The organism is Nesterenkonia halotolerans (assembly GCF_014874065.1).
In the GTDB taxonomy this organism is placed as follows: domain Bacteria; phylum Actinomycetota; class Actinomycetes; order Actinomycetales; family Micrococcaceae; genus Nesterenkonia; species Nesterenkonia halotolerans.
Genome location: NZ_JADBEE010000001.1, coordinates 190,932 through 205,343, shown reverse-complemented (window position 1 = coordinate 205,343; position 14,412 = coordinate 190,932). Strand labels below are relative to the sequence as shown.

13 protein-coding genes are annotated in these 14,412 nt (G+C 60.7%); 4 read left to right on the top strand and 9 right to left on the bottom strand.

Translation table 11 applies throughout. The features are described 5' to 3' along the window. Positions 1 to 1,463 precede the first annotated feature (1,463 nt). Both H4W26_RS00930 and H4W26_RS00925 read left to right on the top strand, forming a co-directional pair. Positions 1,464 to 3,014, top strand: coding sequence for a site-specific integrase (locus tag H4W26_RS00930; RefSeq protein WP_192590323.1), 1,551 nt, complete (start codon positions 1,464 to 1,466; stop codon positions 3,012 to 3,014). Beyond that, the gene (locus H4W26_RS00925) at positions 3,007 to 3,405 is read left to right on the top strand and encodes a hypothetical protein (RefSeq protein ID WP_192590322.1); all 399 of its coding nucleotides are present in this window, start codon (positions 3,007 to 3,009) and stop codon (positions 3,403 to 3,405) included. The genes H4W26_RS00930 and H4W26_RS00925 overlap by 8 nt, the downstream gene beginning before the upstream one ends. 333 nt (positions 3,406 to 3,738) lie before the next feature. On the opposite strand, the gene H4W26_RS13930 is transcribed toward H4W26_RS00925, so the two are convergent. The 3 genes from H4W26_RS13930 to H4W26_RS00910 all read right to left on the bottom strand — a co-directional run bounded on the left by H4W26_RS13930 (position 3,739) and on the right by H4W26_RS00910 (position 6,240). Further along, a complete protein-coding gene (locus H4W26_RS13930; protein ID WP_192590321.1) occupies positions 3,739 to 4,290 on the bottom strand; it encodes a Pycsar system effector family protein in 552 nt (183 codons plus the stop codon). Further along, positions 4,291 to 4,992, bottom strand: a complete 702-nt coding sequence (locus tag H4W26_RS00915; RefSeq protein WP_192590320.1) for an adenylate/guanylate cyclase domain-containing protein — start codon at positions 4,990 to 4,992, stop codon at positions 4,291 to 4,293. A gap of 153 nt (positions 4,993 to 5,145) precedes the next feature. After that, positions 5,146 to 6,240 carry a DUF5677 domain-containing protein gene (locus H4W26_RS00910; protein ID WP_192590319.1) on the bottom strand — a complete coding sequence of 365 codons (1,095 nt, stop codon included), beginning with the start codon at positions 6,238 to 6,240 and terminating at the stop codon, positions 5,146 to 5,148. 272 nt (positions 6,241 to 6,512) lie between these two features. Between H4W26_RS00910 and H4W26_RS00905 the strand changes: the two genes are divergently transcribed. Then, complete coding sequence (locus H4W26_RS00905) at positions 6,513 to 7,682, top strand: DUF4238 domain-containing protein (RefSeq protein WP_192590318.1); 1,170 nt, start codon at positions 6,513 to 6,515, stop codon at positions 7,680 to 7,682. Positions 7,683 to 7,843: 161 nt separating this feature from the next. Here the strand turns inward: H4W26_RS00905 and H4W26_RS00900 are convergent, their stop codons facing one another. After that, a complete protein-coding gene (locus H4W26_RS00900; RefSeq protein WP_192590317.1) occupies positions 7,844 to 8,665 on the bottom strand; it encodes an FRG domain-containing protein in 822 nt (273 codons plus the stop codon). A 352-nt stretch (positions 8,666 to 9,017) separates the two neighbouring features. Here H4W26_RS00900 and H4W26_RS00895 point away from each other — a divergent pair, with 352 nt between their 5' ends. Then, the gene (locus tag H4W26_RS00895) at positions 9,018 to 9,758 is read left to right on the top strand and encodes an adenylate/guanylate cyclase domain-containing protein (protein ID WP_192590316.1); all 741 of its coding nucleotides are present in this window, start codon (positions 9,018 to 9,020) and stop codon (positions 9,756 to 9,758) included. A 436-nt stretch (positions 9,759 to 10,194) separates the two neighbouring features. Here H4W26_RS00895 and H4W26_RS00890 read toward each other — a convergent pair whose 3' ends face one another. From H4W26_RS00890 to lepB, 5 genes are all read right to left on the bottom strand, one after another. Next, positions 10,195 to 10,848 carry a DNA-processing protein DprA gene (locus H4W26_RS00890; RefSeq protein ID WP_192590315.1) on the bottom strand — a complete coding sequence of 218 codons (654 nt, stop codon included), beginning with the start codon at positions 10,846 to 10,848 and terminating at the stop codon, positions 10,195 to 10,197. Positions 10,849 to 10,899: 51 nt separating this feature from the next. Continuing rightward, complete coding sequence (locus H4W26_RS00885) at positions 10,900 to 12,510, bottom strand: YifB family Mg chelatase-like AAA ATPase (RefSeq protein WP_192590314.1); 1,611 nt, start codon at positions 12,508 to 12,510, stop codon at positions 10,900 to 10,902. Next, the gene (locus H4W26_RS00880) at positions 12,510 to 12,890 is read right to left on the bottom strand and encodes a YraN family protein (RefSeq protein WP_192590313.1); all 381 of its coding nucleotides are present in this window, start codon (positions 12,888 to 12,890) and stop codon (positions 12,510 to 12,512) included. The genes H4W26_RS00885 and H4W26_RS00880 overlap by 1 nt, the downstream gene beginning before the upstream one ends. Positions 12,891 to 13,035: 145 nt before the next feature. Beyond that, complete coding sequence (locus H4W26_RS00875) at positions 13,036 to 13,704, bottom strand: ribonuclease HII (protein ID WP_192590312.1); 669 nt, start codon at positions 13,702 to 13,704, stop codon at positions 13,036 to 13,038. A gap of 3 nt (positions 13,705 to 13,707) precedes the next feature. Continuing rightward, positions 13,708 to 14,409 carry a signal peptidase I gene (lepB, locus tag H4W26_RS00870; RefSeq protein ID WP_318779723.1) on the bottom strand — a complete coding sequence of 234 codons (702 nt, stop codon included), beginning with the start codon at positions 14,407 to 14,409 and terminating at the stop codon, positions 13,708 to 13,710. Positions 14,410 to 14,412 lie beyond the last annotated feature (3 nt).

The window sequence follows — 14,412 nt, the reverse complement described above, 5'->3', positions numbered from 1 at the left end:
ATGGATGTTGCGTTCGATTCCTCCGATGTTTGGCAAGACGCTCCGGCGCAGGGTCGAGACGCATTGGGACAACCAGCAGGCGTGTTCCAGGTCGTTCTTGAGATGTGCGCACGAACACGCTCTTTGGCGGCAACTGACAGGCTATTCTGCTACTTCACCCACTGGCGACGGGCGACTACGGAGGGCGGAACTGGATGTCGGCCACTTGCGACCCTCAGCCAAGGCGGCCAGATCTCCTGGACCCACCTCGGCGAATCTCGTAAAGGGGTCAACAGCCAACGAATTCGGCGCAGCTTCATATCCCTTCGACAGCGCCCCGTCGACCACACGGTTGAGACTATGGCGGACACATACTTAGTTAGAGAGCCAACCGATCTGGCAGAGAGCCAGACGGTCGTCTCAGCTGCTCTAGCCGATGAGGTCGAAAGAATTCGAACAACCTCCGCAGTCCAACTGATGACACCCCAGCAAGTCCGTTTAGCAGGAACGGACCCTGAAGCAGTCGCAAGAGAGTTGCAGATACACGTGGACACCCTTAGGGATCTTCTTTCGGGGCAGCTCGACACTGTCGCGACTGCCTGTGTCTCAAACTCGAATAGTCCGTACTCCCCTCCGGGCACAGCTTGCACCGCTTCTTTCCTACTCTGCCTCGGCTGTCCAAACTCCATCGCGGAACCACGGCACGTGCCCGTGCTCCAGACCTTGGAACGACGACTGGAAGCTCGACGCGAAGAGGAAACCCTTGACACCTGGCGGCAGAGGTACGGCCTCGCGTATGAACAAACTACCGACATCCTGCGGATGTTGAGTCCAGCATCCTCGGAGCCAGACAGCTCCAATACGACCGATGACCGAGCAAAGATCATCGACCAGTTACTCGATGGAAAGCTGGAACTCCGATGAATCGAGACAATAACTCGCAACCGTCCGAGGGCAGCAATCCTCTGGTATTGGTGAATCGACAGCTTGTCGCCGGGATAGATCCGAACAAGTTGAGTCGGTTCTTGGATGAAACGTGGGACCTGACTCCGGGAATACTGGAAGCACACAGCTCGAAGGTTGTGTTCTCGTTCTCTACATTCCATCCTCGGTGGCGCCCGGCACTTCGGACATACTTCTGGACTCTTCTCAACGACGAGGGAGTGCGCCCAGTCCCTGGCGCATCGCCAGAAGCCCGGCTCTCAGTGCGGAGCGTATCGGCGATCAGGGTTTCGTTGGCGAAGGCACTCACGGTGATCGACGCCATGGGTATAACGAACTTGGCTCACCTCGACCAGTTTCAGCTGGATGACTTCGTGACATCACTACGCGAAGAGCACTCGTATGAATCGGCTCGGAGGATGCTTACCGAGTTGCGAAGGCTCTGGACTTACCGGACTGCCGTAGATCCTCCCCTCAGGATGCCTGCAGCCGTCCCCTGGAACGGCGATCGAGCGAATGACCTCTTGGTCGCGCCTCCCAAGATGAAAGAGAATAAGACCCCACGAATATCCGACGAGACGCTTGTGCCCCTCATCACTTGGGCGGCTCGATTCGTGGACGACTATAGCGATGACATCATCGCGTCATTCAATCAATATCGAATGCTGATCAAGTTCGAGTACAGACATAGGCTTAGAGAGGTCTCGACCCTTGACGATGCGCAACCGATTCGCGCTCGGATCGAGAGCGCCTTGGCGGAACTCCGCCGAGCAGGCTTAGGGCTACCGGGGCATTCCGGGGTTCAGGATCCGTCGATCAACTGGACTCACCTGGGCAGACTCGCGACGGCCAATCCTGGATGGATAAAGCGTAACCACTTCGACCTCATAGAGACTAGTGGACTGTCAGTGGACGATAATGCATACCTTACGGTCACTTGTACGGGCCTTCTAGACGGTTCGTTGTGGCGGGATAGACCTATCCCCTGGGATGCAGCGCCAGACTTCGCGAAACGCCTTCAAACTGCCTGTTTCCTGTTGATCGCTTATCTTTCAGGCATGCGGGCCGGAGAAGCCCTATCCCTGGAGCGTGACTGCCTGCACTTCGACGAGACGCTGCAACTATGGCAGGTCACCGGTACCCGGTGGAAGGGAGCAGTCGACACCCAAGGGGCCAAGGCGGCTGCCGGTGAACAACGCTCTCAACCGTGGGTGGTCCATCCTCTGGCCGCCAGAGCCCTCCAAGTCCTGCACGCTCTGGACAATCAACAGTTTCTCTTTCCCGCACAAATGCGCCCCCAGGCGTTGCGGGGCGTGAAACCCGCTGACAATCTCCGACCAGGCACAGCAAAAACTGCCTCAAGAGTAGGCGCCGACATTCGAGAGTTTATCGGGTGGGTCAATGAGTATGCAGAGTCTTTGTCGCGAACCGATCTCATTCCCGAAGACATCGACGGGTGGGTGAATGCAAGGAGGCTACGGAGGACTCTGGCGTGGCATATCGTTCGTCGACCCCGAGGTTTGGTTGCTGCGGCCATTCAGTACGGCCACGTTGCCACGTACGTTACTCAGGGCTACGCCGGCAGTTACGATTCGGGGTTTGCCAACGAGCTCGCACTGGAAAGGTGGCTCGAACGCTATGACGATTTGAGCGAACTGGACATGTACATAGCAAGAGGAGGTCGATTGAGTGGACCTGCAGCCGAAGAACTCGCCCATCGAACACACAGCGCTATGGCCAAGTACGCCGGTCGGGTCATACCGACACGCCGCCAAGCCGATGCGCTTCTCCGCGCCGATCCACTCTTGCAGGTTTATCCGGCCGAAGGTCTGCACTGCGTATTCAACGCGGAGAAGGCTCTTTGTACGCGTGAGGATGACGGCCCCAAGCTGGCAGATTGCAGGAGCAGTTGTTCCAACATTGCGCGTACCGATGCTGACATTGAGCGGGTGGTGGAGTTGGCAGAAGCGCTAAGTCAGGATCGAAACGCCCCGGCGATTCGCCACAAACGCGCTCTCGCCATAATTGCCCAATTGGACGACGTCGTAGCGGCTCACCAAAATGATCCGAAAGCGGGAATGCAGCGTGGATGAGACCTCAGAGATTCGCGACCGACTTCAAAGGGCTGCCGACGACCTCCTCGAAGGACGTGTTCCTGGCCCAGTCACGGGTGTGCGCTTGGTGGAGTTGGCGGGGGTTAAACGTCACAGACTGACCCACGACAACCCAGATATCAACCGAAAGTTTCAGGACGATGCCAAGCAGCTAAACCGCCACGAACCTGCCGTCACCGAACTTAGGAAGAAGCTAAGGACACAGCAGGAGCGCAACAAGCAGCTATTTAGTGAGGTTCAGGCACTCTCCAACCGGGTCGATGCATACGCGACTGCGCTTGCAATCGTGACCGAGGAACGTGACCGACTCACCCGGGTCCTCGGTCGAACCGAAAAATTGGCACCGTTCTCAAAGTCTGCCGGGACCTGAACTGTTGGACCTCAAGCCGCAAACGACACGTAGTGGCCAACCTCGGGGTGTGTCCGTCTCTCTCCCCCTAGACGCCAACAAACCCGGGACACACTAGAGTCTCCAAGAATCCCGGGGCGGTTCACTCCGCGATCCATGCTCCGCCGCGACCAGTCCCTGGGTGACCCCCCCCCGGATCATGAAGCGACTGGGGGCAAACGATCGAGCCCGGAGAACGGACCGGCCAACACCACTCATCCTGCCGGAGAAACGGTGTCCCTAGAAGCTAACGGGGGGCGAACCCCACCGCGTGGGTGAGTCATAGGCCATCTAGGCCTTTCCAGTCCTCAGGGGTCACGGCGTTAGTCCGAAACGGACCATCGTCGCGCAACCAACTAGAGCTGCACCGCCGACGAGTGCCAGAATCATCGACACTTTGACAGCGATGTGTTTTTTCCAGGTGATCTTGCTCATCTCGACCATCTGATGTGTGAGCACTGGCAAAAGGTCCTTCTTCTTAATCGCTGACGGCAGCTGCCCCGCATCCCAAAACTTCAGGTGTCCAAAATAGATGAAGTTGTCCGGGTATTCCCTTCGGATATGCTTCCGCCGTAGGCGGGGAATGACAACCCACACCGAGAACCCGGCCGCAAGCGTCATCACGAGTAGCCCCCCGAAGTACAGGACCTCTTGCCACGGTCCTTCAAGTGCGCTGAAGACTCTGCTCTCACCCGCTAGGGCGACAGCAGTGGCAACGCCGGCGGATTGAAGCGCGAAAGCGAATGAAGCCTTGGCGTCAACCTTTCCTGTCCAATCGCTGATGGCGCCGTGAATGCGCCATGCCGTGTCTAGCGCGCGCTCATGTTCGTGGTGATCGACAGCGGCTCGTGGCTTGCATCCGAACACTTAGACGCCCCACCAAGCCGCTGACCGGAATAACGTCTCCTGGACGCCGCTGTCGTTCCTCATGTGGGTCTTCCTCCACAATGAGCTACCATCCTCCATGTAGGCCACATCGCTAGTCATCGCTTCAAAGACTGCGGGTGTAATCGTCACCTGGTAAGAGTCACGAATCTCACTGAGCTTGGCAGCTTTGTTCGGCGCTTCACCGATAGAAATCAAGTCACTGTTGTCACGGACGCCGCCACGGACGATCAGAGCTTCACCGGTATCAATGCCGATGCCGTGATTGATGGCGAAGAATTTCTCACCGTCGGACCAGTTGGCTTTGATTTTAGGGCGCAGGACCTCGAACACCGCCCAGTTGATCGCCAGGGCAGAACGTACCGCCTTGGTCTCCTTGTCCCCACCCATGAAGATTGCCATGACACGGTCACCATCGAAGCTCCTGATCTCACCGCCATAGTTGCGGAGAATTCGAGCCGCTGTGCTGATGTAGGCGCGGATGATCTTTGCTGTGGCTTCTTTCTTGAGCGAAGTGGCCATCTTGGACGAACCGGCAAGGTCGGCGTAGAGGTAAGTCGCATCTACAAGCTTTCCTCCGTTCTTCATCACCACATCTTCCGTTTTCGGCACCACTCGTCCATCCGTGATGGCCCAATCCGCCGTCAAGATGTCACTGACACTGCTTTCGATGGTCGGGTGCACCTGCAATCTCCCTCAAATAGTTTGTCCCTGAGTTTACTCAGAGCCTATGACGATCCAGGATGCACCCGAAACATCAAACCAAACTACCAACGTAGCCATAGGCAAGCCTCTGCGGCGGACAAGTCAGGGTCTACAAGTGAATCGCTCTGGGATTTAATCCGGCCGATGCGTGAACCAACCTCTGCCGCGAGCCCGCTCGGCGGCTTCACCCCATAGCTTTCCGCCATCCTCGACGAAACGGGCTTGTGCCATCAGACCAACGAGGAGGTCTAAGCCACTTCCGGGGTTATCAGCGAAATAGGCGTTGACGAGCCCAGCGGTGGCCTGATGCACGCTAATCATGGCGCCATGGCACGTCTCGGCGATGTCGCCGAAAACGGTAGGACCCACCGTGATTGAGGAGGTGCCACTGGGCGTCCCCTCATTCAGGTTGAGTTCGCCTGCGCGGGGACCAGCGTGAATGTGGTTGTTCCCCAGCTTGTAAAAGGGGCGAAGATGCTCAAGACCCACGAGTAACTCCAGGTCGCGGAAAGTAACGCTCTTCTTCTCAGGGAACAGTGGGAACGCCCACCCGTTTGGCTTGAGCATAGTTTTGTCCGAACGCTCCACCACTTCGGCTACGAGACGTTTCGCTCGCTCCATCTCTTCAGCGTCGAACGGCTTCCGACCCAATGCTTCGGCGTGCAGCTGGTAGTTTTCCATGTCCTGCAGGTTCTCGACCCGCGCGTAGTCGAGATAGCGACGTGAGACCTCGGGGCCGGCGCTGCCAAGGACCTGAATGAGGACAGCCAATTCGTGCAACGTTCGCCAGCGCGCCACAGCTCCGGCGTGGAAGCCCGACATCGCCAAGTGCCTGATCTCCCCCGCCGTGCGCAGCGCCCGGCCGTGGGCACCCAGCAGTGCTTTCATCTTGGGGCCGTGCTCCCGTGTGGACCCTGCAATGTCTTGCCCCAGTTCATAGCCGAGATAATTGCTAGCTTCGAATGCCGAGTCCGCAGGACCCCATACCTCGTCCATCAGCCCCTCAAGCCGCTGGCGATCGCCCCGCAAACCATCAACTAGTCTCGGAGTAGCCCTCCGCAGCGCGACGTAGACCCTGCTGGCCGTATCTCTACTGGCATCGTTGATGAGAGATTCGACTGTGCCGTCTGCGGTCAGCTTCTCCCACCTGGCTGAGAAACCTTCGGGATCTCGTGCCGCGTGCTCCTCCAGCACCTTGGCAAACGCATCGTTGACTGCTGTATCCATACGACTGAGTTGCGGACCGTCCGGATCACCTGCACCGGTCGCGCTAGGAAGACCGCCGGCCCACCTTCGGAGGAGGCGCCCCAACAGTTCACGGCCCGTCGCCATAGGGCGGTCCGCCACAGAGCGAATGCGGCTGCTGCTCACATGTTTCATGGGCCAATTGTCTCCCGTGCCCCCGACAATCAGCTTAAGGAGCATTGAAAGCGATCAAGAGAGCCCCCGGAACCGGTACAGTTCGGCACCATGAAGGCAACAGGCTCCGGGAGACACCCGTGACAGACGCCAACGATGTGAGCGCCATCATTCGGCAGTTTGCGGATCAGTCGGGTGCGTTCGGCCCGACCGGTTGGCACATAGTCGCCCAGCACAAGAACCCATGGGGACGGGTTCCAATGACCGATGGTGGAAAATTTCTGGACGGGGGGTCGCGGGCCTACATTGACCGGCTGTTGGCAACGCAAAAGCAGCCAGACCCCAAGAGCAGGCGACACCACTACGTTCCGAGAACGTACTTGAAAAAGTGGGGTTTCGACAAGGAGAACAAGCGTGTCTGGAATCTAGACACCATCACCGGCAACGTGCGAGCGTTTTCGGTGAATGACGTATGCGTGGGAGAGAACTTCTACAGGGTAGTTGGCCGGGATGGTGAAGCCCACAATCGAGTCGAGGCGATGTTTGGGGTTGTCGATTCGGAGCTGGGCCGCATCCAAGCGCTGTTCGAGAGACTGCAGGACCCCGAACAACTGAGGTTCGACGACCTAATGGGCTTGGGAGTCACTGTTGCAGCGCAAAGGATGCGCACTGCTCAACAACGCCGCCTTCTCTTACAGCACGACGCCTGGCTTGTCGCGCAGAACTCCGGACAGTTCAAGTCCATCGACGACCCCTCGAACCCGCTGGGAGTAGCAGGCGTCCACACGAAGACATTGTTTGCCGCCTTGTGGGAGGCAGCCGACGTCATGACGACGCGGTCTATCGAGGTGTGGGACGACCCCGAGGGTCGGTTCTGGACTTGCGACGCGCCCGTCCTGGTTCCGTTTCTGAGCAACAAGAGGCCATCCCTGATGGCGGCTCCACACATTCTGTGGCCCGTGAGTCCATACCGGGTAGTCGCGCTGACGAACTCACCATCGGGGGAAAAAGCAGTGATCCGGCAGGCAACGGCTAAGGAACGTGGTCTGGTTAGGAAGGCTATCGAGCAAGGACGGGAACGTTGGATCTTCGCTTCGCCTGAGCAGAAGGACCGGCTTCCGACGACCAAGAAGTTCGGGCGGCGAACTCAGGTGCGGCTGCGGTGCACGAAGTGGACTCCGCGAGGCGAGCCCATCAGGCCGCCAGGCTGTTGTGTTGAACAGACTGAAGTGTTCGCTGCGTACCCCGATGTTGCCATTTGCAACCAAGGTCTGCACACACACGCAACCAAAATGTGGGACTACACCTGATGGCAGATCGCCTTGCCGCGAGATAATGATCCCATGAACTGCCCCGAGAATCCGACTCAGCGGTGGCTGGCCATGAGCGAACTCGGTGGGCACATCCTGCCCGCGCAGGTGACTTTCGCGATGAATGAGAAGCTGGGCCGAGCCAAGCAATCAAACTAGTTCTACGACTTGCCCTGCTTGTAGTCCTCGGCTAGGCCCGCCCAGTCGGGATAGATCGTTTCGCGAGTAAAACCAAAGTGGTTCTTGAGCATCTCCCGCAACGAAGGTTTGACCTCTGAGGGAATACGAATTCCCATAAGGTTGGGATATTGCGTTTGGATTCTCCCCCTCTCCGTGGTGAGCTGCTCGTTCCCCATAGTCTTCCTGAGTTTCGCCGCCGACCAGGTAGCGGGACGTGTGACAGTAAATAGCTCACATTCCGGGGCCTCGGCTTCCGGCAGTGGGGAGGTTGAAAACATGAACTCTCCGCGTTGAGCGGCAATTCGGGGATCAATAGGGGGCGTGGCTATGACCATCGCCGCTGGAGGTTTGACCAGCATTTCCTCATACGACCCCTCTATCCAGGGCTTACTAACTGGGGTCAGCTTGTCCCCTTGGACGGCGATGAGTACTCCGTCCAGTTCATCTGTGTCCTTCTGGGCAACTTTGTCGCACAACATGAAGAGCGCGACAAACGGATCAGTTGTGATGTCTATGAGTCTGGTGGCAGCCCCGTTGTGCCGGTATCTAGCCAGAATCTCCCAATCTCCCGCATGCTGGGCGTTGGTGACTCCGATACGTCGTGCTGTGTCGATCATGCTTCGTTCGTGTTCCTTGAGACTATCCCCGAAGATTCCCGCACGTGTTGCACCGGAATTCAATCGCCATTCGATGTCTGCCTGACCCCGCCAGCGCACTCCAGTTGCGGGACCAAGAACGCTGACGCCACCAATTGCGTTGATGATAGCTCGGCAGGTGTCTCTCTTGCCCTTCACACCATTCATATTCGCAGCCGACGGATCGAAGATTAGATCGTCGTCCCATCGGGTCGACCGCACGGTAGGCGAAGGAGACCTATTTGGTTCGCTATTCGTCGAAGGTGCACTCATGGGTCTGATGATGACATGAGCGTCCAACACCTGTATAGGACTATACGCAAGCCAGTCTCCACTCTTCCGTGAAAGTCTCAATGGCACCCCACAAAACAGAATCAATTATGCCTAGCAAGAGCGACCCCTGAGCTCGATCGACCGATGTCGTAGCTATAGTTGGCTACCAGCACCTAGCCGCTCCAGACTCCTGGAAGGCACCGGCTGAGGTAGGCCCACTTTGGGATGGCGTATCGAGAGGAGATCCGTGTCGTTCGAGACAGACCTTGAAGAGAAGATTAAAACGATACTCAACGAAGGCTGGAAGACCTCTCAGGGCAAGTCTGTCCCGCGCACTAATGACATTGCGTTGAAAAACGGTTCGGTAGAGATGGAGGCGGCGTTCTTGTACGCAGACCTGGCTGACTCAACAGCCCTGCAGAAGAATTACAACGCAAAGTTCGCAGCAAAGGCAATCCGCACTTATCTTGCTGGTGCGTCTACGATTATTCGAAAGTTCGATGGTGATATCAAGAGCTTCGACGGCGACAGAGTCATGGGCGTATTTGGCGGCGAATCAAAAGGGGAAAACGCGGTAAAAGCAGCGTACATGATTAACTGGCTTGTTAAAAAAGTCATAAATCCACTTGTGAAGGAACGTCACGAGAACAACGGCACGAAAACTGTATGGACTGCCCAACACGGGATTGGAATCGATGTCGGATCTACATTCGTAGCTCGGGCAGGCGTTCGCAACGCGTCCGGAGAAACGACGCATAACGACTTGATCTTCACCGGCCGCGCTCCCAACGTAGCAGCGAAGCTCAGCGCACTGCGTGGTACCCAAGCTGGTCCGATAGTGATCACAAAGGACGTATTCGACCTACTCAATCAAGGTCAAAAAAAGAAACTAAAATCAGATTCACCAGTATGGAGTTCGCCCACTGTTGAGAAAGTTGGGCCGTACTCGCTGACCCTCTACCGAACCAATTACTGGCGAAAGACTTGATTGGACCTCGAAAGCGTAAAGCAGCAGAATCCGCTTCGTCTACCCAGCAGGATACCGCTGCACTCGACACGGCTTGGAGAGTCCACCAGGCCCAGTGCGATTGGACCAACCGCGTCGACGGCAAAACAGCATTCGCCTTCACTATCAAGTCGGCGGCAATCCCCACAACCGTCGCGCTCACCGGCGACGGCCGCCACACCGGGAGTACCCGAGCGAGCGAGCGAGACAGGGCAACACACCTGAGCGCCTCCGTCGCGACCTAACCTGGAGGCGGTGCGTGCCCTGTCACCGTCAGCTCAGGAGCACATCGCCGAAAAGTCGACAGAGACCTCGGTTGAGCCGCGAGAACGACCATCCTTGCGTAGCGACTTCCATCTGTTCCCAGCGGCCCGATGAGTACTAGAGGTCGGCAACAACAGATTCTGGGTAAGTGAAACTACACCCCTCCCGAGATGAGACAGAGACCCGCGCGCACGAGGTCCTGGGACAGCTCTGCGGTGACCCGGGTGCCGTAGTCGGTGATCTCCCGAGAGCCGACGATGGCGATGGCGCGGGTGAATCCCGGCAGTCGGCCCGGCAGCGCATCTGCTGTGATCGTGTCCTGGCCGCGGAACCACAGGCCCGCAGGTGCGGCCGGGCCGAGGTCTCTGAGCTGCTGCGGCCAGGCGGGGTCTTCGGGGATGAGCAGCCCTCCGCCGAACCGGGCCATGGTCTCCAGGTCCCGCTCTCCGCGCAGCTGGCCCGTTCGGGTGCGCCAGCGCGCCAGCCCGGACTCGAGGTCCTGCTGCCGAGGTCCCAGACCTGCGGACTCGGCCGCCTCCGCCAGCTGCTGTCCCTGGTGGGGGGAGAGGACGTGGTCGGTCGTGATCAACCGGTGCAGGGTCTCCGGGCCCAGAAGCTCCATCGCCACGCCGGCCAGCAGATCGCCGGGTTCGATGAGTCGGCAGAGTTCCGCTCGGACGCGCCGGAGCTCCGCCGTCGGTGCGGGGGTTGTTCCCGCTGTCTGGGCGGGGGTCGTGGCGGTGGCCCGTGCGGCGGGCGGAGCCGTTGTCGGTGGAGGCGTCGTGCGAACTGAATCTGCCGGGGTCATGGGAGCTCCTGGGATGCGTGGGGTCGATTTCCTGCTGGGCATGGAGTCTTTTCACCGCCGGTCTGCGCTCTGCCTCAGCTGCAGAGCCGCGTCCACCTCGTCCGAGCCCGGGCGGTCCGAGGCGAGGAGATCTGCGATGGTCCAGGCCAGTCGCAGCACCCTGACGTATCCCCGCAGGGAGATGGAGGCACGGTCCAGAGCGGCGTCGATATGAGTGGTGGCCGCCCCGGGCAGGCGCAGGCCACCGGTGAGCAGCTGCATCGAGGCCTCGGAATTGGTCGCAATTCCCCACGGAGCCAGGCGTGTTCGCTGGAGATCCCTCGCCGCCAGCACGCGCGACCGGACCTCCGCCGAGGATTCCCCGGGGGGACCCAGCGCGTCGGCCGCCGAACGGGGACGATCGACCTGGATCTGCAGATCGATCCGGTCCAGCAGCGGACCCGAGAGCCTGGCCATGTAGTTGCGCCGCTGTGCCACCGAGCATCGGCACCGGGATCCTGACCCGACATTGAGTCCGCAGGGGCAGGGATTCGCCGCGAGCACCAGTTGGAAACGCGCCGGGTAGGTGACGCTGCCTGCGGCACGGTGGAGCGAGATCTTCCCGGTCTCCAGGGGCTGCCGCAGCGCATCCAGAGCGTGCCGCGGGAATTCCGGCGCCTCGTCGAGGAACAGCACTCCCCTGTGCGCGCGAGTCACCGCTCCCGGACGCGCAATGCGGGCACCGCCGCCCACGATCGCGGCCATCGAGGCGCTGTGATGCGGGGCCTGAAACGGCGGCACCCGACGCAGCTGCGTGACCGCCTGTGGTTCCGCCGCAATGGATTCGATCGCCGTGGCCTCCATGGCCGCCTGATCGTCGAGGGGAGGAAGGATCCCGGCCATGCGTTCGGCGAGCATGGTCTTGCCGGCACCCGGTGCACCGATGAGGAGGAGATGGTGCCCACCAGCGGCCGCAAGCTCCAGCGCGAAGCGTGCCTCCTGCTGTCCATGGACGTCGGCAAGGTCGAGCGCGCCATCTGCGCACACCGCAGTGCTGTGGGCGCCGCCTGAAGTGAAGCTGCTCAAGCCCGCCGATGTCGTCACCGAATCCGCCGGCACGGGGTCCGTGGACCACCGATCCAGCCCGGGCACGTCGCGAAGTCGACTTCTCAGCGGCCCGGTGGCGAACGCAGCCGCGACCTGGGTTACGTGGGTCCCGGCCAGGACCGTCATATCCGGCACCAGCGCCGCCTCCTGGGCATTCGCCTCCGCGACGACGACAGTCCGAGCACCGGCAGTCTGAGCGGCCGCGACAGCAGGGAGCACGCCCCGCACCGGCCGGAGCCGACCGTCCAGACCCAGTTCAGCCAGAAAGACGATCCCCTCGGTTCCGGTCACCTTGCCATCCGCCGCCCAGGCGCTCATCAGGATGGCCAGGTCCAGCACGGATCCTGACTTGGGCAGCGAGGCCGGGAGCAGATTCACGGTGAGGCGCCGAGCAGGAAGTTCGATGCCGCTGTTCTTCGCAGCCGAGCGGATCCGGTCCTGACTCTCACGCAGCGAGGCATCCGGCAGGCCCAGCAGGATGAAGGCAGGAAGAGACTGACCGATGTCGGCTTCCACTTCGATGAGTCGACCGTCCATGCCCACGAGAACCACTCCCCTGGCACGGCCCATGCCCATCAGTGCACATCCTTGAGGTGCTCGAGTCCGCGCAGCAGGTGTTCCCCTGCATGCGGGGCCGAAGAGCTGCTCAGCAGCACGGCGACGACGTCCACGCGCCGCGGTGTGTGCAGGCAGTGCATCTGGGCGCAGTAGTCCAGCAACAGTCGGTGCACGCGCGCGAGCTTCACCTGATTCACTGCTTCGAAGGGATGACCGTAACCGGTCCCGCGACGAGTCTTGACCTCCACCGCCACCAGCTGTTCACCGTCACGGGTGATCAGATCCAGCTCCCCGCGTGCAGTCCGCCACCGACGTTCGAGTATCTGATGCCCTTGGGCGCCCAGATACTCCGCAGCGATGTCCTCACCCACCTGGCCGGTGATGTCCTTGGTCCGCATCGGCGCTCCTCTCCTGGAGCTTCAGCATGGCCAATCGAGACTGCCAGGAGACGGAACTCACCCCACCTGTGGAGGGGGCCGAGGAAGCTCGGATGGCACCCGGCGCTGGGGAAAACTTCGGCGGCGCACAGAACGCCGGACCGGCTCAGACGCCGAGGTTCCAGCTGAGCCGGTGCTGCGGGGTGACACCGAGTTCGGTGAGCGCGGTCCGATGTCCCTGGGAGCCGTATCCACGATTCGAGGCCCAGCCGTACCCCGGGTGCTCGTCGGCGAGGCGCTCCATCAGCTGGTCGCGCTCCACCTTGGCGAGAACCGAGGCGCAGGCGACCGAAAGCGCCTTGATGTCAGCTTTGATCATGGTCTGCACGCGCGGGGAGGCGCCACGGGTCAACCAGTCATGCGCGCCGTCGAGGATCACCGCGTCGAGCGCGGTGCCCAGCTGCACCTCCACCGCATTGAGCCCCGCGAGACCCGCTGCGCGCAGCGCTCCGTTGATTCCGAGCGTGTCGATCTCCCGGGGGTGGCGGTGCTGCACGCTGTAGGCCGCCACGTGTTCACAGATGGTGGGGTGCCAGCGTCGTCGCGCGGCGGCGGTGAGCAGCTTGGAGTCTCGCACCCCGTCGAGCTGGGGGCAGACACCGGTGCTCCGCGGAGTGTCTGCGAAGATCGGGTGCGTCAGATCCAGCACGACCACGCCGATGCTGACGGGGCCGGCCAGTGCTCCACGCCCTACTTCGTCGATCCCTGCGATATAGCGCACGCCGCGGCGCGCCGCGAGGGCCAGCTCCGGGAGCAGGGTGGCGTTCTCAGGCATCGATCACGGGGCGGGCACGGAGTCGAAGGGTTCCCGCTGCGATCCTCCGCCGCCGAAGTTGTCGAGCGGCCAGATCACGGCGGTGGACCGGCCGACCACGTTCTCCAGGTCCACGGCTCCCCTGTTGGGCTCGTCCATGTGGGAGCGGGAATCGGCGGAGTTCCCACGGTGGTCGCCCAACACCCAGACGCTGTCCTCGGGCACCGTGACGGAGAACTCGACCTCGCTGGGAGCATCGCCGTCGAAGATATAGGGCTCATCGATGGGTTCGCCATTGACCATGACGCGGCCCTGGTCATCACAGCACTCGACCTCGTCGCCGCCGAGGCCGATCACGCGTTTGACCACGAAGTGTGACGAGGTGTCGGGCAGCAGGCCGACGAAGGTCATCGCGTCCTGGAAGGCGTTGGTCTCCACATCCGCCGAGGCTCCCCACGACTTCTCCGTGTCCTCGAAGACCACCACGTCACCGCGCTCCACGTCCAGGAGCTCCGGCGCCAGCAGGTTTACGATGATCCGGTCATCGACCTCCAGGGTGGACTCCATCGATTCCGACGGGATGTAGAAGGCGCGGAAGAGGAAGGTCTTCACCACGAAGGAGATCACCAGCGCGAAGACCAGGATCGTGGCGATCTCGATCAGGAAGGCCGCGGCCGGGTGGCGGGGCGGACGCCGACGTCGTCGGTCTCGCCGACTCGCGGGCACGGG

What these genes read in the sequence shown, in the direction of transcription:
- H4W26_RS00930 (WP_192590323.1), top strand. Translation starts at nt 1,464, where the DNA reads ATGAAAGAGAATAAGACCCCACGAATATCCGACGAGACGCTTGTGCCC.
- H4W26_RS00910 (WP_192590319.1), bottom strand. Translation starts at nt 6,240, where the DNA reads ATGGATACAGCAGTCAACGATGCGTTTGCCAAGGTGCTGGAGGAGCAC.
- H4W26_RS00900 (WP_192590317.1), bottom strand. Translation starts at nt 8,665, where the DNA reads ATGAATGGTGTGAAGGGCAAGAGAGACACCTGCCGAGCTATCATCAAC.
- H4W26_RS00890 (WP_192590315.1), bottom strand. Translation starts at nt 10,848, where the DNA reads ATGACCCCGGCAGATTCAGTTCGCACGACGCCTCCACCGACAACGGCT.
- H4W26_RS00885 (WP_192590314.1), bottom strand. Translation starts at nt 12,510, where the DNA reads ATGGGCATGGGCCGTGCCAGGGGAGTGGTTCTCGTGGGCATGGACGGT.
- H4W26_RS00880 (WP_192590313.1), bottom strand. Translation starts at nt 12,890, where the DNA reads ATGCGGACCAAGGACATCACCGGCCAGGTGGGTGAGGACATCGCTGCG.
- H4W26_RS00875 (WP_192590312.1), bottom strand. Translation starts at nt 13,704, where the DNA reads ATGCCTGAGAACGCCACCCTGCTCCCGGAGCTGGCCCTCGCGGCGCGC.